A 19,680-nucleotide genomic window follows, 5' to 3' on the forward strand; every position below is an offset into this window, starting at 1 on the left:
AATTTATTCGAAGCTTTTCAAAAACCGGTTCACAATCAGGCCGCGCATGACCAATTTCATGTCGGGGTCTACGGCAAGCTCGGGCTTTGGCGGCTGCGCCTCCAGTTTGACCAGCGAGCTTCGAATTTGAGAGACGTTTAAGCACTCGGCCGCAATCGCGCTGTCGCCAATCGCCTTCGCTTCCCGGACAAATTCCGGCCAGCTCGGCAGCATCCGGTGAACCCAGTCCGTCGCTTGCACGCCTTTGAAGCGCATATTCAGCCGAATCTTGTCGGGCAAGTACCGCTCGGTTGCCCTGCGGATCAACGAGCGTCCGACCCCGTTCAGAACATACTGCTCGATCGGAACGGACAAGCAGAAACGAACGACCCTCGGGTCGGACGTCGGATCGCGTTCCCACAGTCCGTAGCGAAGCGAAAGCTTGGCGCCCGACATGCCCTGCATGCTCAGCAGGGCCAGGTTGCCCAAGTAATTTTGCCGTTCCTCCAGCATGCTCTCGTTGGGGTTCTCGAGTCGGCCGAACAGCTCGCCCTTCTTTTCGAACACTTGGGTTTTCGCCGCGAAGTCCGGATGAATCATGGACGGAAACGTCCGCTCCGGCTTTGCTCCGGAGAACGGAAAGCCGCCTGGAAAGGGAGCGGCCAGCATGCCGATCTTGGGGAAGAGCCGCGATCTGCGCATTTTCATCTGCTTGCTGAGCAGGGTGGCTTGCCGATAGAAGCGAATCCACTGCCACTTTTTCAGCAGAAAAACGCAGTATTGCGCCGCGGAGCCCCAGGATACGGTGTTGTTTCCCTTGGCCCCCGTCAGCAGCACGCCGATCCCTTCCGAACGGGCCGATTCGAAAACTTCTTTTATCCAGAAGGAGTTTTCGAAAAATTTATACGGCATCTCCAGCATCCGAAGCCACTCGTCGATTTCCGAATACGGGCTCCGTCCGGGGCAATTCAGGTAGCGGTCCCGAATGTTGCCGACATGCCGGACCGTCTCCCGGATGAACGGCCGCTCGTCGGGGACCATGTGAGGAGCCGTCCACGGCTTGAAGTCGGGCGCGGGCACCGAGCTGTAGGTATAAAGCGTCTTTCCCTCATGCCGCAGCGCCATGGCCGCGAAGCTCGCGACGCTTCCGGAATCGAGTCCCCCGCTAAGCGTAGCTCCGACCTGTTTGTGCGTCCGAAGCCTGGCGGAAACCGCCTTGCCGAACACGTCGCGAAACGCTTCCTCGTATTCCCCGTCGGAGCTCAGGTTCAGCCGTTCTTCGGATACCAACGACCCGTATCGGGTAAGCGAGAGCCTGCCGTTTCTCAGGGTGAAGGAGTGCCCCGGCGGGATCTGGCCGATGTGCCGATAAGCGGTTGAGCCGGGATCGGTCGAGTCGAGAGCCGTAGGGAGAGCCAGAAAGTCGGCCAGCCAGTCGCGGTCAAGCTCCCTCTCGATGCCCGGAACGGAAAACATCGGCGCGACGGCGGAACAAAAGACGAACTTTTCCCGTTTCCGTTCGAAAGCGTAGTACAGCGTCCGGCTGCCGGTCAAATCCCGCGAGCCGAACAGCTGGCGTTTGTCCGCATCCCAAATGACGAAGGCAAAGTCGCCGAGCAAAAATTTGGCGGAATCTTCTCCCCATTTTTCGTAAGCCAGCAAAATCAGCTCGCTGTCGGACATTCCGTTTCGAAGGGGAAAAGGGATCCGCAGCCTGTCGCACAATTCATCCCGGTTGTCCAGGAAGGCGTCCGCCGTAATGGCCAATCGGAGTTCTTCTTTATATAGAGGCAAAACTTCATGAACCGATTCGGGAGTCACCCGCTGAGCATGGCAACCGAGAAACGCGAAACGGTCGTGCCAGACCCGCGAATCGTCGGCGGGATAGTTGCGCATCGCCTGCATGAGGCGAAGTCCGTCATCTGCCGGAAAATCGACAGCTTGGTCCGTTTTTACGACACCGGCAATTAAACTCATGATGCCTCCTCGAACAGAGTCCGACATTACTCATGGATTAAATTATACAGAAAATCAAACAATATGCAACGGTACGTATCATTTTTTACAGAAAAAGATACAATATGTTTCAGATAAAGTTTACGGAATATGCTGTAAACCCTTACAATCCTTTTCCAGCGCGGAAGCCGAAAGTTTATGAAAAAAGAAATGAAAAAAGGCATTGACAGTAAGCGAATACACATCGTATTGTGAACGTATAAAAGTGATACGAATTGTATCATGCCACTTCAATAAAAAGGATGGATGAGGATGAGAACAGTTCGAAAAGCGATTATACCCGCCGCTGGAATGGGAACCCGGTTTCTGCCCGCGACCAAAGCGATGCCGAAAGAAATGCTTCCGATCGTCAACAAGCCGACTATTCAATACATTGTCGAAGAAGCGATCAATTCCGGCATCGAGGATATCATTATCGTCACGGGAAAAGGCAAGAGGGCCATCGAGGATCATTTCGACAACGCGTTCGAGCTCGAGCAAATGCTGATGCAAAAGGGAAAAGTCGATTTGCTTGGCGAAGTGATCAAGTCCTCCAAGGTCGAGATCCATTACATACGTCAAAAAGAAGCGAAAGGATTGGGCCATGCCATTTGGTGCGCCCGCAAATTCATCGGCGACGAACCGTTTGCCGTTTTGCTCGGCGACGACATCGTAGAGGCCGAAACTCCGTGCATCCGGCAATTGGTCGATCAATTCGAGCGGCTCCAGCAATCCGTTATCGGCGTTCAGTCCGTGCCGATCGAAGAGACCTATCGGTACGGGATCGTCGACCCGTTGCTTGCCAACGGCCGACTCTATCAGGTGAACAAATTCGTAGAAAAGCCGGCGAGAGGAAAAGCGCCGTCGAATTTGGCCATTCTCGGCCGCTACGTATTGACGCCGGATATTTTTCATTACCTTGAAAAGCATGAAATCGGAGCGGGCGGCGAAATTCAGCTGACGGACGCGATCGAAAGGCTGAACCAGGACCAGGGGGTATACGCCTATGAATTCGAAGGAAAGCGGTACGACGTCGGCGAAAAGCTGGGATTCATTTTAACGACGCTGGATTTCGCGATTAAAAATCACGAGCTCCGTCATCCGCTGCTTACAGCTCTGGAAGAAATCATTGAACGCGAAAGAGCGGAGCCGCTGCTCGTTTCTCAAAAAAACGAAAGATAAGATCGGCAAAGCAGTTGACAAGTTACAAATTGTATCATAATCTTATAACTAGCTCCGAAATGTTCCTTATTGTAACAAAAAACTGCCGAGATTGCTGAATCTTTTTTTCGAGCGGAGGATTAGGAATGGAATTAAAGGAAGTACTTGCCTTACTCAGAAAACACCTGTGGCTAATCGCACTCGTCGTCATCATCTCATGTCTTGCTACCGCGTTATACAGTTACAACAATGCTTCGCCATACTACCGGGCTTCTGCAAAACTACTTATTAACTATGCCAATCCCAACAACGGTACCACTTCGATCGACATTAACTCGATCAACACGAACATTCGGCTAATCAACTCGTACAAAGAAATCATCTTGTCCGAGGCCATCCTGAACAAGGTTGCCGAAGCCAATCCGGATTTGAACATGACCGGCAAGCAGCTGATGGGATCCGTAGCGGCCGGCTCGTCGGAAGACTCGCAAATCATGACGGTGACGGTCTACAACGAGAATTACCAAACGGCCGTCAGGTTGACCAACGAGGTGGCCGAAACGTTCCGCCGCGAAATTCCGAATATTATGAAGCTGGATAACGTAACGATTCTCACTCCGGCGGATCCGAACGCTCCTCCCGTCAATTTGGCTTCAAATCCGATGCTTAATGTTGTGCTGGCGTTCCTTCTATCGTGCATGATATCTATCGGTTTTGTCATTTTGCGCAATTACCTGGACGATACGGTGAAAATGGAAGCCGATATCGAAAAAACGGTCGGTTATCCGACTTTGTCCGTCATTCAAGTGATTCGCAGCAAGGACTTGAAGCCTCGCAGGAGCAACAATTTCCCTTCCCAACCATCTCACAAAGCAGGTGAACAGACATATGCCGCCGCAAACCGCTAATTCGAAACTGATCGTGCACCGCAACCCAAGCTCATCTTTATCCGAGGCTTATCGGGCTCTTCGAATGAATATCCAGTTTGCATCCGGCGAGGATCCCGTCAAAACGATCATGGTAACTTCGCCCGGCAACGGCGACGGGAAGTCGACCACGATTGCCAATCTGGCTGTCGCCTATGCGCAAGAAGGGAAAAAAACGCTTCTGATCGACGGGGATATAAGAGACCCGTCCCTGCATCACCTGTTTTCGCTTTCCAATGTATCCGGTCTGACGAACGCGTTATTGAACGAAAAGGGATGGAAGTCGGTTATTCAGGCAACCCAAATCCCCAGGCTATCCGTCATGACTTCCGGTATCACGCCTTTGCATCCATCCGATCTGCTCGCTTCAGAATATTTGCCGGACCTCATTTCGGACATCAAGCAACACTTCGATATCGTCCTGTTCGACTCGCCGCCGCTGCTGACGGTTACCGACGGCCTGAAAATCTGTTCGTTATGCGACGGCGTGTTTATCGTCGCAAGCCAAGGCAAGACCAAAAAAGCATTGCTCAAAAAAGTAAGGCAGTCCCTTGAGCATGCGAATGCCCGCGTACTGGGCGTGGTTTTGAATAAGACGAAATATTCAAAAATTTTATAGCTTGCTAGGTTCTCGCGAACGCGGATGGCGGAAGCGGCCATCAGGGAAAGCCTGCTGCCTCCTTTATCACTGCAGGTACTCGGTCATGCTGTGGGTTCATCGGACCTTAGACGTTTATCGTCGAGGGTATGACGTGAGGGGGGGTTAAATGCCCCGATTATCCCTTTCTTTGGGAAAGCTTGACCTTTGCCGCTCTATTGCAAGGATAGGGAGACAAAGGTCAGGCTTTTTATAAAAATTACGGAGTGGATACAGATGAACATCATCCTGCTAGCCGGAGGAAGCGGAACGAGGCTTTGGCCGTTAAGCCATTCCGACTTCCCGAAACAATTCGTGAAATTGAAGGGTATGCCGAAAACGATTTTCCAAATGACGGTTGACCGCTGTCTGAAGCTTGCCCCGCTTGAAAATGTATACGTCGTGACAAACCGCTCGTATGCGGGAATCGTACACCAGCAAATCGAGCAAATGGGGTTCCGGATCCCGGCCCCGAACGTCCTGGTCGAGCCATCGAGCAAAAACACGTTGCCCGCGATCGCTTATGCTGCGCAGCACATTCACGCGAAAGGAAATCAATTGGCCCTGGTCCTCCCCTCGGATCACATTATCGAGGACGATCGGAAATTCGCGGATAGAATCGAATTGTCCCTGCCGCTCACTGATCAACGGCTGGTCATTTACGGAATCAAGCCAAGCAAGCCCCATTCCGGGTATGGATACATAAAGCCGGGAGACCCCGATTTCATCGGATTCCGCGTGGAGGAATTCAAGGAGAAGCCGTCCGAAGCGCTGGCGGCGGAGCTGATCCTGGAAGGCTGTCTATGGAACAGCGGAATCTTCGCGTTTCAAACCGGCGTTTTTTTGGAGGAGCTCAAGGAACATTGTCCCGACGTTTACGATGCGTTTCTCCTCCCGTCCGTTCAGCAAAAATACGAAAACACGCCAGGCATTTCGATCGATTACGGGGTCATGGAACGTTCGAGACGGGTTTCCGTCGTGCCGATGGATGTCAGGTGGAACGACCTTGGAAGCTTCGACTCGTTTTTTGACGAATACAGGCCCGACGAGAACGGAAATATTACGTTTTCCGATGAAGTGCTGATCGATTCGACGGGAAATTTGGTTTATTTGGAGAAGGATCGAAACGTGGCGTTAATCGGCGTGGACGACCTGATTATTGTCGAGAAGGACAATTTCTTGCTGATCTGCAAAAAAAGCCAGTCCCAGAAAGTGAAGGACATCGTTCAGCAATTGAAACTGCGGGCGGCCGAGGTCGTTACATGAAGTTCGGCTCTTTGCGGCGAAGCTTGTCCTGGAGCTTGATCGGAAATGTGTATTTCGCCGCAGCGCAATGGCTGCTTCTGGTCGTTATCGCCAAGTTCGGGTCCGCCGCGATGGTCGGTCAATTTTCGATCTGCCTTGCCATCGTCACGCCGATCATGACGCTGACCAACCTCCAGCTTCGGGTCGTTCAAGCGACCGATACGCAGAATCAATATCTGTTCCGGGACTTGATGGGCCTTCGTTTGCTTACGATCGTCGTTTCCGTTCTGCTGGCGCTTATCGCCGTGTTCGCGTTCGGCTACGATTCCGAAACGGCAATGGTCCTCGGGTTCGTCTTGTTGGCCAAAGCGGTGGAAAGCGCAAGCGACGTAAGTCATGGCGTCTTTCAAAAGCATGAGAACATGAGAGCGCTGGCCATCTCGAAAATCATCAAGGGCACGATCGCGATTCCGGTATTCGCCGCGATCCTGCAAACGAGCGGCAGTCTCGTGTGGGCCGCGTTCGGATGGATGGTTTCCTGGCTGATCTCCCTGTTCATTTACGATCTGCCGAAAACGAAACGCTACGAGGCCGTATTTCCCCGAATTCGGTGGAAAGAGTGCCTCCGGGTCGTAAAAATCTGCTTGCCGCTGGGAATCGTGTTTATGCTGACTTCGCTGAACACGAATATACCCCGATTTTTCATCGAGCGTTCGGTCGGAGTCGAGCAATTGGGGCTGTTTACCGCTGTTTCCTACCTTCTGGTTGCGGGCAGCACGGTCGTTTCCGCTTTAGGGCAGGCGGCGACGTTTCGTTTGGCGAAAAGCCTGGACGATAAGGAGTTCGGGCATTTTTACCGGCTCACGTACAAGCTGATGGGACTGGGATTGGCGTTGGGGCTTCTGGGCATTGCCGCGGCCGCGGTCGCCGGCAAGACGATCCTTGCGCTCCTGTACACCGCGGAGTATGCGCAGTATTCGACCGTATTCCTCATCGTCACGGTAGCGGGTCTGATCGATTACGTTGCGGTATTCGGGGGCTACGGGCTTTCCGCGACGAAAAAATTCGGCGTTCAGCCCTATTTGGGCCTGATTTGGACCGCGGCCGTCATCGTCTCCTGCTTTTTTTTGGTGCCGGCCTACGGGGTGGAAGGAGCCGCTTACTCCCTGGTGGTGTCAAGCTTCGCGCGGTTGGTCGCGCAATGGATCGCTTTGCGGCTCATCACCTCCAAAATGCGGAAGGTGTCGAATCGAGAGAGGGTGATTTTGCATGAAACTATTGTTTGATCTGATCGCGACCCAGCCTTGCGGAGAATCGAAATTTCACGGGGGCGGGGAGTACGCGAAAATCGTATTCAAGCATCTTGTCGCCAAAGCCGACGCCGGCAGCCTGGCCTGCTTTTACGACAGCGGATTGGAATTGGACGAGGAAATTCGCGGCCTGGTGGAACGCAACCGTCTCGAGCTGATCGCGCTCAGCACGAACGAGGAACTGTCGGGCTTGCTGAACAAGGGGAACTATTCCGTCTTTTACAGCGCCCTGCCTTATCGGTACCACGATCTTAAGATCGAGCGGGCGGACGTCAAACTGATTTATACGATTCACGGGCTGCGAGAAATCGAGCTTCCGACCGACCGCTACGAAGGCAAGTATCGCCAGGGCGTTTCCGAAAAAATGAAGTTCGTTCTGAAAAGCTTGTTCGGAGCTTCTTACGTCCGGCACAAAAAAGAACAGATCGAGAAACTGTTGAAGTCGAAAGCCCCGCTCGAAATCGTCGTGCCTTCCTTCCATACGAAATACAGCTTGATCAACTATTTTCCCGAGTTCGACGCCTCGAACGTGAAGGTCATGTACAGTCCCCGAAAAACCGAGGAAAGCGACAAGTTTTTCGATTTGTCGCCGTATGGCGTCGAGCCGCGCGGCTATTTTTTGCTGATCAGCGGCAACCGATGGCTGAAGAACGGATACAGGGCGACTCGGGCTCTCGATGAAATTTACGGCGCGTTCCGGACGAATGTCAAAACGGTCGTTCTTGGCGTGAAAAATAGCGACATGTACAAAAAAGCCATCCGAAATCCGGAGCAATTCGTGTTCCTGGATTACGTAAGCTCGGAACAGCTCGATTTTTTCTACCGTCAGGCCTTCTGTTTCGTTTATCCGACGCTTAACGAAGGATTCGGCTATCCTCCGCTCGAAGGAATGCGGCACGAAACGCCGGTGATCGCCTCCTCCATCACCTCCATTTCCGAGGTTTGCCGCGACGGGGTCATCTATTTCAACCCGTTCAGCATCGAGGAGATGAAAAACAGAATCATCAGCGTCCTGTTCGATTCGGACATTCGCGAAGCGTACGCCAGAAGAGGAAGGGAAGTGTACGAAGCCGTCTCCAGCAAGCAGGACGAGGACCTGGATCGATTAATCGGGCTGCTCCTCGGAGAGGAACGGATTTCCGAACCGGCAGGCGCAAAGGATTCGGAATTGGAGGAGCTCGAAAAAGCGTTTGTCGTTTAACCATCGTTAGAAGGGAGGGTAATTGCGGCAATGGAAATCTTGAAAAATTCATCCCCGTTGCATCCCTCGGATCTGCCTCTCGAGCTGCCAAGGATTCATCCGACGAATAAAACGTACTGTAAAATCGTCAAGCCCGCTTTGGATAGAGTACTCGGCTTTGTGCTCATCGTCGTTCTTTCCCCGCTGCTAGCGCTCATCTATGTGCTTATCCGGCTTGATTCGAAGGGGAACGGAATTTTCAGGCAAGAGCGGATCGGCGCCGGAGGAAAAGTGTTTACGATTTATAAGTTTCGGACGATGTATGCCGACGTCCCCATGCAGGGGCGTTCTCCGGAAAGGGGGAACGACCCGCGGATCACGAGAGTCGGCCGGTTCCTCCGGAAAACAAGTCTTGACGAGCTGCCGCAGCTTTTCAACATTTTGAAGGGAAACATGAGCTTTATCGGCCCGCGTCCGGAGCAGAGATCGATCGTCGAGGCCCATTTTTCGAATCAGGATTACTATCGCTTTCTGGTCAAGCCCGGGATAACGGGGCTTTGGCAGACGAGCGAGGACCGGAAAAAGCCGATCCACGAAAATTTGCATCATGATTTTTATTATATCGATCAAATCTCTTTCGCAATGGACCTGAAAATCATTTTTCGAACCGTCAAGGTTATTTTTAAAAGCAATACCTATTAATAGCTGCTCCTGCGCACGGAGGCGTGCTGAAAGACCAATAAAATCAAGCCTAGAGGAGGCGTATCGATTTGAAAAGAGCGCTTATTACGGGAGGCAGCGGGTTTATCGGGAGTCATTTGATTGAAGCCTTGCTGGACGAAGGCGGCTGGGAGGTCACTTGCCTCGACAATTGGGATCCGTTCTACGATTCGTCCATTAAAGAGAGCAATATGGAGAAGGCGCTGAAGCACGAAAATTTCCGATTCGTGAGAGGCGATTTGTTGCAGCTGGATCAAATCGGCAGCGAGCTGGACGCCCCTTACGACGTTATCGTTCACTTGGCGGCAAAAGCAGGCGTCCGTCCGAGCATCGAAGATCCGGTCGGCTATTACCGGACGAACGTCGAAGGGACGCAGCGGCTTCTCGAGTGGGCCAGGACGCGGGGAGTTCCCCAGTTCGTCTTCGGATCGTCGAGCAGCGTGTACGGCGTGAATCCGAACGTCCCCTGGCGCGAGGACGATGATGTCCTGAACCCGATCAGTCCTTACGCAAGCACGAAGGTAAGCGGCGAACTGCTGGGCCATGTCTACAGCTCTCTGTATAACATCCGGTTCGTTGCCCTGCGTTTCTTTACCGTTTACGGTCCGAGACAGCGCCCCGATCTGGCCATACATAAATTTACGCGCTGCTTGTTCGAAGGCAGACCGATTCCGAAGTTCGGCAACGGAGAAACCCGTCGGGATTACACCTACATCGAGGACATCGTTTCGGGCATTCGCCATGCCATGGATTACGATCAATCGTTATACGAGGTCATTAATCTGGGGAATAACGATTCGGTCACCCTGAATGAGCTTATCCGCACCCTTGAAGAAGCATGCGGAAAAAAAGCGTTGATCGAGCAGCATGACCATCAGTTAGGAGACGTTCCCCAAACGTATGCGGACATCGGCAAAGCCTCCCGTCTGCTTCATTACGCTCCCCGCACGAACATCAAGGACGGAATCGCCAAATTCGTCGAGTGGTACGTCGAAAAGCACGGAGTGGTCAATTATGCCCCTTAAGATTTTGTCGATTCACAATACGTATTTGATTCGGGGGGGAGAGGACGGCTCGTTCGCCGCCAAGAACAAGCTTTTGAAGGATAAGGGGCACCACGTCGTCATTCATACGGAATCGAATACGAGAATCGAGCAGCTGGGAAAAATCCGCACGGCCGCGAAAACGATCTGGTCGAAAGAAACCTCCAAATATTTCAAAAAATTGCTGACCGAACAGCGGATCGATCTGATCGAATGCGAGAACACGTTTCCCCTCATCTCGCCTTCCATCTATTACGTTGCCAACGAAATGGGCGTTCCGGTCATCCAGAACATCAGGAACTACCGGCTGCTATGCCCCAACGCGCTGTTTTTCCGCGAAGGCCGGGTTTGCGAGGATTGCATGGGGAAGTTCGTGCCGTGGCCGGGCGTCAAAAACAAATGCTACAAGGAAAGCCTGGCGGGAAGCGCGACGATCGCGGCGATGTTGACGACGCACCGCGCTTTGGGAACCTGGCGGGACAAAGTGGATATGTACGTGGCGTTGACGGAATTCGCCCGCGACAAGCTGATCCAAGGGGGCATTCCATCCGACCGGATTGCGGTGAAGCCGAATTTCGTGCCCGATCCGGGCGAGGGAAGCGGCGAAGGCGACTATGTATTGTACGTCGGCAGATTGTCCCCGGAAAAAGGAATCGATACGCTGCTGGCCGCATGGAAGCTGCTGAAGAACCCGATCCGGTTAAAAATCGCCGGCGACGGGCCGCTCACCGAACTAGCGCTTCAGGCGGCCGAAACGAATCCGAATATCGAGTATGTCGGCTCCAAATCGATCGAAGAAGTTTACGATTTGATGGGGGAGGCAAGGCTGCTCGTTTTTCCGTCCGTTTGGTACGAGGGGCTGCCGAGGACGATCATCGAAGCCTACGCGAAAGGCACTCCGGTCGTGGCTTCGAAATTGGGAGCGATGGAGAGCATCGTCCGCGACGGGGTGACGGGAAGCTACTTCGAGCCGGGAAACGCTTCGGATTTGGCCGTGAAAATTGACGCGCTGCTGAGCGACGAGGAAAAGCTGCGACGAATGCGAACAAATGCCCGAAAGGAATTTGAAGACAAGTATACGGCGGAGCGGCATTACGACCTGCTCATGAACATTTACGATCGCGTTTTGACCCATTACCCGAAAAAACTTAAAAAAAGCCAATAAACAGGAGGAGAACCATCATGTCCATCGTCATCATTACGGGATCGGCCGGCCTGATCGGCTCGGAAGCGACGGAGTTTTACACGAACGCGGGGTACAAGGTCATCGGAATCGACAACAACATGCGGGAAACGTTTTTCGGCGCGGAAGGCTCGACCGTGTGGAACCGGCAGCGGCTGGAGGCAACCCTCGGCTCCAAATACGAGCACTACAATATCGATATCCGCAATCAGGAAGGCGTCAACGAGCTTTTTGCGAAGTACGGAAGCGATATTTCCCTCATTATTCACACCGCCGCCCAACCCTCCCACGATTGGGCCGCCCGCGATCCGTTCACGGATTTCGGGGTGAATGCGAACGGCACGCTGAACCTGCTCGAAGCGACGAGGCAGCATTGCCCCGAGGCCGTATTCATCTTTACGTCCACGAACAAGGTGTACGGAGACCGGCCGAATACGCTGCCCCTCGTCGAAAGCGATACGCGCTGGGAAGTGGCGGCCGGCCACCCGTTCGAGAACGGCATTTCCGAGGAAATGAGCGTCGATCAAAGCATGCACTCCCTGTTCGGCGCCTCCAAGCTCGCGGCCGACGTGCTGGTGCAGGAATACGGCCGGTATTTCAATATGAAGACCGTTTGCTTCCGGGGCGGCGTGCTTAGCGGCTCGAAGCAATCGGGGGTTCAGCTTCACGGCTTCATCAATTATTTGGTCAAATGCGTCATGACCGGCACGCCTTATACGATCTTCGGCTATAAAGGCAAGCAAGTGCGCGATGTCATCCATTCCAGCGACGTGATTTCGGCCTTCCATGCTTTCTTCGAACGGCCGCGCCGCGGCGGGGAAGTTTACAATCTGGGCGGAGGAATCGCGTCGAACGTGTCGATGCTCGAAGCGATTCAATTGACCGAAGAAATCAGCGGAAGAAAGCTGAGCTACCAGTACGTGGACACGGCCCGCGCGGGCGACCACCAATGGTACGTTTCGGACTTGACGAAGTTTCAATCGCACTACCCGGAATGGAAGCAGCAGTTCAACCATATTCGGCTGATCATCGAAGGCATCTTCGAAGAAAACAAAGAGCGCTGGAGAGTCACGGTATGATCGACAAAGGCAAATACCCGATCGGCGGAGTGAACATCAATGCCGCGGATTACGAAGGAGCCGTCAAGAAAATCGTTTCGGCGGCCGAACGCGGCGTCCCCTTTGCAGTTTCGGCTCTTGCGGTGCACGGCGTCATGACCGGACGCCTGGATCCCGTTCACCGGCGCAGGCTGAACGGCCTCGATCTCGTGCTTCCCGACGGCCAGCCGGTCAGATGGGGACTGAATCTGCTCTACCGGACCAATCTGAAAGAGCGGGTTTACGGTCCCGACCTGACGTTAAAAGTGGCGGAGGCCGCAGCGAGGCATAAGCTTCCGGTCTATCTGTACGGCAGCAAGCTGGAAACGCTGCAAAGCTTCAGCGCGAACCTGAAAAAGAAATTCCCCGATCTGATCATTGCGGGGATGGAACCGTCCAAATTCAGAAGGCTGAACGAAATCGAAAAACGGGAGGTCGCGGCCCGAATTATCGCGAGCGGCGCCAAAATCGTCTTCGTCGGATTGGGCTGTCCGAGGCAGGAAGTGTGGGCATACGAATACCGGAAGCTGCTGAACATGCCGCTTCTCGCCGTGGGAGCCGCCTTCGACTTTCATGCCGGCACGTTGAAGCAGGCTCCGGGCTGGATGCAGCGCAGAGGGCTCGAATGGTTTTACCGGTTGACCCAGGAGCCCAAAAGGCTTTGGAAACGATATTTATATTTAAATCCGTTGTATTTGTTGACGTTGTTCGGCCAGTGGACGGGAATTTTGCGAATATCCGCGTTAGGCCCGACCGGAGACGAGCCGGAAGAATCCTATGGATGATATGGAGGGAGAAAGCGAATGAAAAAAATATTGATTACGGGCGCAGCGGGATTCCTGGGCTCCCATTTGGCCAAATCGCTTGTCGAAGCAGGGGATCGGGTCGTCGGCATGGACAATTTGTCGACGGGCAAATCCAAAAATCTGGACGGTCTGATCGGTCATCCGGCCTTCTCGTTTATCGAATCCGACGTGTCCCGGCGCGAAACGCTCGATTTGCCCGAGCTGCAGGACGTCGAGGAAATTTACCATCTCGCCTCTCCCGCTTCTCCGCGGTTTTACCAGGCATCCTCGTTGGAAACGATCAGCGTCAACACGATCGGAACGCAAAATATGCTGGAATTGGCCAAACGGACCGGCGCCAAAATTTTATATGCCAGCACCAGCGAGGCTTACGGGGATCCCGAGGTTCATCCCCAACCGGAGGACTATCGGGGAAACGTGAATACGTGGGGGCCCCGGGCCTGCTACGACGAAGCGAAAAGGCTGGGCGAGGTCTATTGCTACGAGTACAACCGGCTCTACGGCGTGAGCACCAAGGTGGTGCGCATTTTCAATACGTACTCCGCCGGCCTCCGGAACGACGACGGAAGGGTCATCTCGAACTTTGTCACCCAGGCTTTGACCGGCCAGGACATTACGGTCTACGGCGACGGCAGCCAGACCCGTTCCTTCTGCTATGTGGACGACACGCTTCGCGCCTTCCGGCTTGCCATGGATGCCGATCAGGCGACCGGAGAAATCATCAACGTCGGCAACCCCGTAGAGTACACCATTCTGGAAGTGGCGCAAACGGTGAAGCGGTTGGCCGAATCGTCCAGCCGGATCACGTTTCACGATCTTCCGAAGGACGACCCGAAGGTCCGCCGTCCGGTCATCGAGAAAGCAAGACGCCTGTTGAACTGGGAACCCGAAATCGATCTGGAAGAAGGGCTGAAGCGGACGATTTCCGTATACAGGGAGCAATTGCTGGCCGCTGACGTTTAAATTTCAAAAGAAAAATAAGGAGGCTTATCATGAATATCGTATGCATCGGTTCGGGTTATGTGGGGAGCGTCACGGGCGCCGCATTTGCAACGCTTGGGCACAGGACGACCGTGATCGATATCGACAGGAAAAAGGTGGAGCTCATCAATTCGGGGAAAAGCCCGATCTACGAGCCGGGGTTGGACGAATTGATCTCTTCCTACATCGGCAATACGCTTTTCGCGGTCGATCATTACGAGGTCGTGCGCGAGGCGGATGTTGTTTTCATTGGCGTCGGCACGCCTTCGAAGCCGGACGGCACGGCCGATCTGAAATATATCAAGCTGGCGGCGCAGGGGATCGGCAAGCATTTGAATGCCGAACGGTTTACGGTCATCGTCAATAAATCGACCGTTCCCGTCGGCACGGCCGATCTCGTTTCCTCCATTATAGAGGAGAATTCCGGCCTGATTCCGAACGAGCATTTTGCCGTCGTCAGCAACCCCGAATTTTTGCGCGAAGGGTACGCCCTGGAGGACGTGTTCTTCCCCGACCGGATCGTCATCGGGGCGGACAACGAACGCGCCAGGGCGATGATGAGCGCTCTTTATCAAGGAATCGTCCAACGGGAAAATTACTTCGAAAAAAGCGCCGATTTTCAATTCGACTACAAACTCGACAACAAGAAGCCGGATTATTTCGAAACGGATATCAAAAGCGCCGAAATGATCAAATACGCATCGAACGCGTTTTTGGCCGTGAAGATCAGCTATATCAACGAAATCGCCCGGCTGTGCGAGGTTTTGGGAGCCGACGTGACGGCCGTGTCCAAAGGAATGGGACTCGATTCCCGGATCGGCAACAAATTTCTGCAGGTCTCCAGCGGCTGGAGCGGAAGCTGCTTCCCGAAGGATACGGCCGAGCTGTTGGCGACGAGCCGGAAATACGGTTGCGAACTGGGCGTCATTGAGGCCGCGGTGCAATCCAATCTTCAAATGCACAACTTCGTGGCCGACAAAATCAAGCGCCGGTTGAAGTCGCTGAACGGCAAAACGATCGGCATTCTCGGCCTTACGTTCAAACCGAACACGGATGACGCGAGAAATACCCAGGCCTCCGTCATCATCCGCGAATTCGCCGAAGTCGGGGCCCGGATCAAAGTTCACGATCCGCAAGGAATGACGATGTTCCGCGCGTTGAATCCGGAACTGGATATCGCCTATTGCGACGATCCCCTCGAAGTGGCGGAACAGGTCGACGGGCTCGTGCTGCTGACGCATTGGCAGGAGTATGCGGACTTGGATTGGAAGGAAATGTTCAACAAGGTTCGTACCCCGTATCTACTCGATACCCGGAACTTCCTCGACCATTCGTATTTGCGCGAGATCGGCTTTGATGCCGAAGGATTGGGAGTCGGCTCCTCCAAACAGGAAAGCAGGGCGGATAAAACCGTTGCGGTTTGAGCCGAAGCCGCAAAGTCTAGGGAATGAAGGCATTGTCTGCCCGTTCCTTAGACTTTTTTTCGGCAATCATGAGATCCAACAGTTGCAAGGTATTGTTGGGAGGGATGGAGGCATTCAAGTGAACGATTCCGGAAGCCGGAGAAGGCATCTCGATGTTCACGGCATTCAAACGTACGGGCTATCGGCTGAGGAGGAAGATAGCGGTGAGTAGTTCTATTGAATCAGGACTGGACCTCGGTTCGTTTTCCAAAGAGCTTCATTTGTTGGTAGCAATGCTGGAATTATCGAATCGACCGGAAAGATTGGAGCGCGTTGCTCAAAAAATCGACGACGGAACAGACTGGTTCCTCTTTCTCAAACTCGTGGAATTTCATCGGGTTTACCCCTCCATTCGCCACATCCTCCAATCCGTAAACCGAACAATCGTCCCGAAGCAAGTTTCGGAAGAAATCCATCGCTTGTGCGTTTCCAATACGCTGCAAATGCTTTATTTAACGGCCGAACTGGACCGAGTGAATGAATTGTTCGAAAACAACCGGGTAAGAGCTCTGTCGTTAAAGGGGCCTGCATTGGCGCAGTTGCTCCATGGGGACATCTCTTTTCGAAATTCCAAAGACCTGGATATCCTGGTTCCTCTGGAGGACTTTGAAAAAGCGGAGTCTCTCCTGCTTCAATCGGGTTACGTAAGATTCGGGGAAGGCCCCCGGATATTGAACGAATGGAAAATCAAAAGGAGAAACGACTCTTATATCCATTCTGAAAAGGGCATTCAAATCGAACTTCATTGGAGACTGTACGCGAATTTCGGAAAAGAACCTTCTTTCGATGAACTATGGGAACGGAAAAACAAGCAGCAATTTTCGAACTATCCCGTCTACACGCTCGGGAAAGAGGACTTGTTTTTTTATTTGGTGGCTCACGGAGCAAAGCATGCCTGGTTTCGGCTGCGCTGGCTGGTGGATATCGACCGGATGATTCATCTCGGTTTGGCCTGGAGCAGGACCGAAGCGCTATTTAAAAAGTATCATTGCCGGCATTTGGGCGGCCAGGCTTTGCTGCTGGCGTCCGGGTTGCTCGGTTCCCCGGTCAGGGAAATGAGGAGCATGATGTCGAAACGGCATTCCCGGCGATTGGCCCAGGAGGCGCTCTTTTTCATAAATGAGCCAGCGGCGGAAGGCTCGTCCAAGGAATTCAATCGATACTGGTATCGATTGCTGTCGAACCGGCATAAGGCAGCGTACGTCAGAAGACTGCTCTATCCCAGCTATCAGGATGCCCTGACGCTGCCTTTGCCGCGAAAACTCCATTTTCTTTACTTTCCCTTGCGTCCGTTTCTTTGGGTTTTGCGATGGATGAAACGAACGTTTTTCCAAAAAGCGAGAGAGCAACCGACAAAGTGACTCTTTTCATTCATTCATGCGGGGAGAAAAATGATGATGAATATGAATCCTGCATCGACACGGCTGCATTACATGACGATGAATGACAACCAGACTTTGCACACGAGCGATACTTACGTTCGAATCCTTATGTTTTCGTTAATCCTTGCGTTCTATTCTCGTATCGTAACGGCCGTAGGGGTTCCGGGCGTATTCAACTTCGTGCATTATGCGTTTTTCGCTATCATCGCTACGTTCGTATTATTGAATATCCAAACGAAAGCGGCGTATCCGATTTACATGATGCTTTTTTTACTGTCCGGATCGATTGCGCTTAGCGCCGTAAACTCAGGAGCGGGAGCCATAAACTTCGTTCTCGAATTCGTCATGTTATCTCAGCCGTTTGTTCTGTTGTATATCATGGTCAATCGAGAGTGGTCCGAACATCATATCAGCAGCCTAAGACAATTCTTCTTTGTCTTTGCCTTGATCAACGCCGCATTCGCATTTGTCGAATACTTTGCGCTCGGCCTCAGAAAAGACGATGTGAAAGGCGTATTTCTTAACATGGGCGCAGGGCACCACGTGGCCGGAGCCATTGCATTATCGAGCATCATTTATGCGCTTACCCACATAAAGTCCATCAAACTCAAAGCCGGCTTCATTCTCGTTCAACTGCTCGTAACGGCATTTGTCGACAATAAGCAAACGCTGGTTGTATTTATGATCAGCCTCGCTTTATTGACCGTTTTCAACTTCTATAGCGTAAAAAGAATGATGATCTACCTTCTCACGCTGTCCGGTTTGGTTGGCATTGTGTGGGTGATGATGGAAACGGTGTTCCCTCAACTTGCGGACTGGGCCGATTACGATAAGTCGTTTCAGGGATTGCTGGCCAAGCTTCAAGTATTCGACATTATTCATTCATACCACCAATCCTTTAAAGACGGCTTATTTGGTCTTGGTCCCGGTCACACAGTTGGAAGATTGGCGCAAATCATGCCGGATTACTACGGATTTCTATCCCAACTGGGAGCTACGATTCATCCGGCTACGAGCTACATTTGGGAAGTTCAGCAAGCGGACTGGATTACCAATTCCCAAACGGGATCTAGCATGTGGTCGTTATTGTTTTCTTGGATGGGCGTATATGGCGATCTTGGTCTACTCGGACTAATCATCTACATCACAATGTGGTTCTTCGTCTATCGGAAGCTGTGCTTTAATAATTATTCGAAGTTCCTGGTCATTACCATCGTGATTCACGGGGCGGTATTTCAATGGATGGAAGAACCCGCCTATATGCTGTTTGTCGTCGGTCTGATCGGTTTGATGTACCTCGAGCAGATGAAAAAAAAGAATGCGGCTAACGAACAGCCCGGGATTTCCCCGTAACGGGCGCAAGGTTTCTGCATTTAATGCGCGGAGCCTATGATGAAACCATGCTTGACAAAGATACATTACGTATCATATGATAGTTACAAATTTTTCCGCTCGCCTGCCGGGCGGTGCCCATCCCGGACATCGAGGAGAGAACGACTGTGTCCGATTTCACGATTTCCATCGCCGTGCACAAGGTGCGAATTCGCGCTTCGGCCGCTTGGATCGAGAACTGGTTTCGCGGGCTGTTTCGGACGGACGACTCCGCCGCGGAGCCGGATACGGTCCTGCACGTCGCCGACGGGTACGGACGGCCCTTTATGGGCTACGAAGTCGCGGTCGACCGGACGAACGCGGTTACCGCCTATACGCGAAGCGATTATCGCCTTCGGGTCGCGAAGGATTATGCCGAGTCCTGGCTCGAGGTGCGCGATCCGTTGGCGCTCAAGCATGCGATGGTTCACCTGTACAGCGCGTTGATCGCGTTTCGCGGATGGGGGGTGCTGATCCATTCGTCCGGCGTTGCGGATCGAGGAAACGCCTACTTGTTCGCCGGCCGCTCGGGGGCCGGAAAGTCGACGGTCGCCTTGATGTCGCGGTCGCGTCCCGTCTTGTCGGATGAAGCGTCTCTTGTTTGCATCCCCGAAGACGGGAACGTTCGCGTCTATGACTCTCCGTTTCGAAGCGATTCGGAAGCGAACAACGGAGAGGTCTCGTACCCGCTGGCCGCCGTTCATTTTCTGAATCAGTCCGAACGCGTCGAACGGACCGAGCTTGCCGGATCGGACGCCTTTCGCAAGCTGATGAACGCCGTGTTTTACTGGCCGCATGCCCCCGAGGAAACGGTCAAGGTTATCCGATTGATCGAAACGCTGGCTTCCCGCGTCCGATCCTACGATTTGTTTTTCCAAAAGAACGACGCATTTTGGGAGTTGATTTCGTGACGGCTGCATTCGAACGGACGGAGCATGCGAAATCCGTCGTTATGGATGGCGAGTGGATGATTGTCGAGGCGGAGAGGGGAGTGGTTGCGCAGGTAAACGAAGTCGGCGGGTTTGTCTGGGAATGCCTGGAGAAACAGGCTCTGGACATCGGGCAGTTGACGGAGGCCGTGCAGGCAAGGTACGAAATTGGCCGCGAAGCCGCCGAACGGGACGTTGCCTTTTTTTTTGCAGCAGCTGGCGGAAATCGGTTTCGTTCGAAGCAAGGCATGAGTTCTTAAAAAGGTTTGATC

18 protein-coding genes are annotated in these 19,680 nt (G+C 53.0%); 17 read left to right on the top strand and 1 reads right to left on the bottom strand.

What is annotated here, in order from left to right; all coding sequences use genetic code 11:
* Positions 1 to 3 precede the first annotated feature (3 nt).
* The gene (locus B7E11_RS15020) at positions 4 to 1,956 is read right to left on the bottom strand and encodes an asparagine synthase-related protein (protein ID WP_080836061.1); all 1,953 of its coding nucleotides are present in this window, start codon (positions 1,954 to 1,956) and stop codon (positions 4 to 6) included.
* A gap of 291 nt (positions 1,957 to 2,247) precedes the next feature.
* On the opposite strand from B7E11_RS15020, the gene galU reads away from it, so the two are divergent.
* The 17 genes from galU (at position 2,248) to B7E11_RS15105 (ending at position 19,668) form a co-directional block, all read left to right on the top strand.
* Complete coding sequence (gene galU / locus B7E11_RS15025) at positions 2,248 to 3,156, top strand: UTP--glucose-1-phosphate uridylyltransferase GalU (RefSeq protein WP_080836063.1); 909 nt, start codon at positions 2,248 to 2,250, stop codon at positions 3,154 to 3,156.
* A 125-nt stretch (positions 3,157 to 3,281) separates the two neighbouring features.
* Complete coding sequence (locus B7E11_RS15030; RefSeq protein ID WP_080836065.1) at positions 3,282 to 4,043, top strand: YveK family protein; 762 nt, start codon at positions 3,282 to 3,284, stop codon at positions 4,041 to 4,043.
* Positions 4,024 to 4,680: a CpsD/CapB family tyrosine-protein kinase gene (locus B7E11_RS15035; RefSeq protein WP_080836067.1), complete on the top strand. Its 657-nt coding sequence runs from the start codon at positions 4,024 to 4,026 to the stop codon at positions 4,678 to 4,680. The genes B7E11_RS15030 and B7E11_RS15035 overlap by 20 nt, the downstream gene beginning before the upstream one ends.
* 255 nt (positions 4,681 to 4,935) lie before the next feature.
* Complete coding sequence (locus B7E11_RS15040; RefSeq protein WP_080836068.1) at positions 4,936 to 5,964, top strand: mannose-1-phosphate guanylyltransferase; 1,029 nt, start codon at positions 4,936 to 4,938, stop codon at positions 5,962 to 5,964.
* Positions 5,961 to 7,229 (top strand): oligosaccharide flippase family protein, encoded by a 1,269-nt coding sequence (locus B7E11_RS15045; RefSeq protein WP_080836070.1) that lies wholly within the window; start codon positions 5,961 to 5,963, stop codon positions 7,227 to 7,229. Before B7E11_RS15040 ends, B7E11_RS15045 begins: the two co-directional genes overlap by 4 nt.
* Positions 7,213 to 8,454 (top strand): glycosyltransferase, encoded by a 1,242-nt coding sequence (locus B7E11_RS15050; protein ID WP_080836071.1) that lies wholly within the window; start codon positions 7,213 to 7,215, stop codon positions 8,452 to 8,454. The genes B7E11_RS15045 and B7E11_RS15050 overlap by 17 nt, the downstream gene beginning before the upstream one ends.
* A 30-nt stretch (positions 8,455 to 8,484) precedes the next feature.
* On the top strand, positions 8,485 to 9,135 hold the full coding sequence (locus B7E11_RS15055; RefSeq protein WP_080836073.1) for a sugar transferase: 651 nt from the start codon (positions 8,485 to 8,487) through the stop codon (positions 9,133 to 9,135).
* 68 nt (positions 9,136 to 9,203) lie between these two features.
* On the top strand, positions 9,204 to 10,178 hold the full coding sequence (locus tag B7E11_RS15060; RefSeq protein ID WP_080836074.1) for an NAD-dependent epimerase/dehydratase family protein: 975 nt from the start codon (positions 9,204 to 9,206) through the stop codon (positions 10,176 to 10,178).
* Complete coding sequence (locus B7E11_RS15065; RefSeq protein ID WP_080836075.1) at positions 10,168 to 11,361, top strand: glycosyltransferase family 4 protein; 1,194 nt, start codon at positions 10,168 to 10,170, stop codon at positions 11,359 to 11,361. The genes B7E11_RS15060 and B7E11_RS15065 overlap by 11 nt, the downstream gene beginning before the upstream one ends.
* Before the next feature lie 17 nt (positions 11,362 to 11,378).
* Positions 11,379 to 12,458: an NAD-dependent epimerase/dehydratase family protein gene (locus B7E11_RS15070; protein ID WP_080836077.1), complete on the top strand. Its 1,080-nt coding sequence runs from the start codon at positions 11,379 to 11,381 to the stop codon at positions 12,456 to 12,458.
* Positions 12,455 to 13,261, top strand: coding sequence for a WecB/TagA/CpsF family glycosyltransferase (locus B7E11_RS15075; protein ID WP_080836078.1), 807 nt, complete (start codon positions 12,455 to 12,457; stop codon positions 13,259 to 13,261). Before B7E11_RS15070 ends, B7E11_RS15075 begins: the two co-directional genes overlap by 4 nt.
* An 18-nt stretch (positions 13,262 to 13,279) precedes the next feature.
* The gene (locus B7E11_RS15080; protein ID WP_080836080.1) at positions 13,280 to 14,245 is read left to right on the top strand and encodes a UDP-glucuronic acid decarboxylase family protein; all 966 of its coding nucleotides are present in this window, start codon (positions 13,280 to 13,282) and stop codon (positions 14,243 to 14,245) included.
* Positions 14,246 to 14,274: 29 nt separating this feature from the next.
* A complete protein-coding gene (locus tag B7E11_RS15085) occupies positions 14,275 to 15,687 on the top strand; it encodes a UDP-glucose dehydrogenase family protein (RefSeq protein WP_080836081.1) in 1,413 nt (470 codons plus the stop codon).
* A gap of 203 nt (positions 15,688 to 15,890) precedes the next feature.
* The gene (locus B7E11_RS15090) at positions 15,891 to 17,087 is read left to right on the top strand and encodes a nucleotidyltransferase domain-containing protein (RefSeq protein ID WP_176220772.1); all 1,197 of its coding nucleotides are present in this window, start codon (positions 15,891 to 15,893) and stop codon (positions 17,085 to 17,087) included.
* Between the two features lie 33 nt (positions 17,088 to 17,120).
* Positions 17,121 to 18,461 (top strand): hypothetical protein, encoded by a 1,341-nt coding sequence (locus tag B7E11_RS15095; protein ID WP_080836085.1) that lies wholly within the window; start codon positions 17,121 to 17,123, stop codon positions 18,459 to 18,461.
* Positions 18,462 to 18,607: 146 nt separating this feature from the next.
* Positions 18,608 to 19,390, top strand: coding sequence for a hypothetical protein (locus B7E11_RS15100; RefSeq protein ID WP_080836087.1), 783 nt, complete (start codon positions 18,608 to 18,610; stop codon positions 19,388 to 19,390).
* On the top strand, positions 19,387 to 19,668 hold the full coding sequence (locus B7E11_RS15105) for a PqqD family protein (protein ID WP_080836088.1): 282 nt from the start codon (positions 19,387 to 19,389) through the stop codon (positions 19,666 to 19,668). Before B7E11_RS15100 ends, B7E11_RS15105 begins: the two co-directional genes overlap by 4 nt.
* Positions 19,669 to 19,680 lie beyond the last annotated feature (12 nt).

The organism is Cohnella massiliensis, assembly GCF_900169535.1.
In the GTDB taxonomy this organism is placed as follows: Bacteria; Bacillota; Bacilli; order Paenibacillales; family Paenibacillaceae; genus Cohnella; species Cohnella algarum.

Bases quoted from the DNA above. Each gene is read 5' to 3' on its own strand.
- B7E11_RS15020 (WP_080836061.1), bottom strand. From the start codon at position 1,956: ATGAGTTTAATTGCCGGTGTCGTAAAAACGGACCAAGCTGTCGATTTT.
- galU (WP_080836063.1), top strand. From the start codon at position 2,248: ATGAGAACAGTTCGAAAAGCGATTATACCCGCCGCTGGAATGGGAACC.
- B7E11_RS15030 (WP_080836065.1), top strand. From the start codon at position 3,282: ATGGAATTAAAGGAAGTACTTGCCTTACTCAGAAAACACCTGTGGCTA.
- B7E11_RS15035 (WP_080836067.1), top strand. From the start codon at position 4,024: ATGCCGCCGCAAACCGCTAATTCGAAACTGATCGTGCACCGCAACCCA.
- B7E11_RS15040 (WP_080836068.1), top strand. From the start codon at position 4,936: ATGAACATCATCCTGCTAGCCGGAGGAAGCGGAACGAGGCTTTGGCCG.
- B7E11_RS15045 (WP_080836070.1), top strand. From the start codon at position 5,961: ATGAAGTTCGGCTCTTTGCGGCGAAGCTTGTCCTGGAGCTTGATCGGA.
- B7E11_RS15050 (WP_080836071.1), top strand. From the start codon at position 7,213: ATGAAACTATTGTTTGATCTGATCGCGACCCAGCCTTGCGGAGAATCG.
- B7E11_RS15055 (WP_080836073.1), top strand. From the start codon at position 8,485: ATGGAAATCTTGAAAAATTCATCCCCGTTGCATCCCTCGGATCTGCCT.
- B7E11_RS15065 (WP_080836075.1), top strand. From the start codon at position 10,168: ATGCCCCTTAAGATTTTGTCGATTCACAATACGTATTTGATTCGGGGG.
- B7E11_RS15070 (WP_080836077.1), top strand. From the start codon at position 11,379: ATGTCCATCGTCATCATTACGGGATCGGCCGGCCTGATCGGCTCGGAA.
- B7E11_RS15075 (WP_080836078.1), top strand. From the start codon at position 12,455: ATGATCGACAAAGGCAAATACCCGATCGGCGGAGTGAACATCAATGCC.
- B7E11_RS15080 (WP_080836080.1), top strand. From the start codon at position 13,280: ATGAAAAAAATATTGATTACGGGCGCAGCGGGATTCCTGGGCTCCCAT.
- B7E11_RS15085 (WP_080836081.1), top strand. From the start codon at position 14,275: ATGAATATCGTATGCATCGGTTCGGGTTATGTGGGGAGCGTCACGGGC.
- B7E11_RS15095 (WP_080836085.1), top strand. From the start codon at position 17,121: ATGATGAATATGAATCCTGCATCGACACGGCTGCATTACATGACGATG.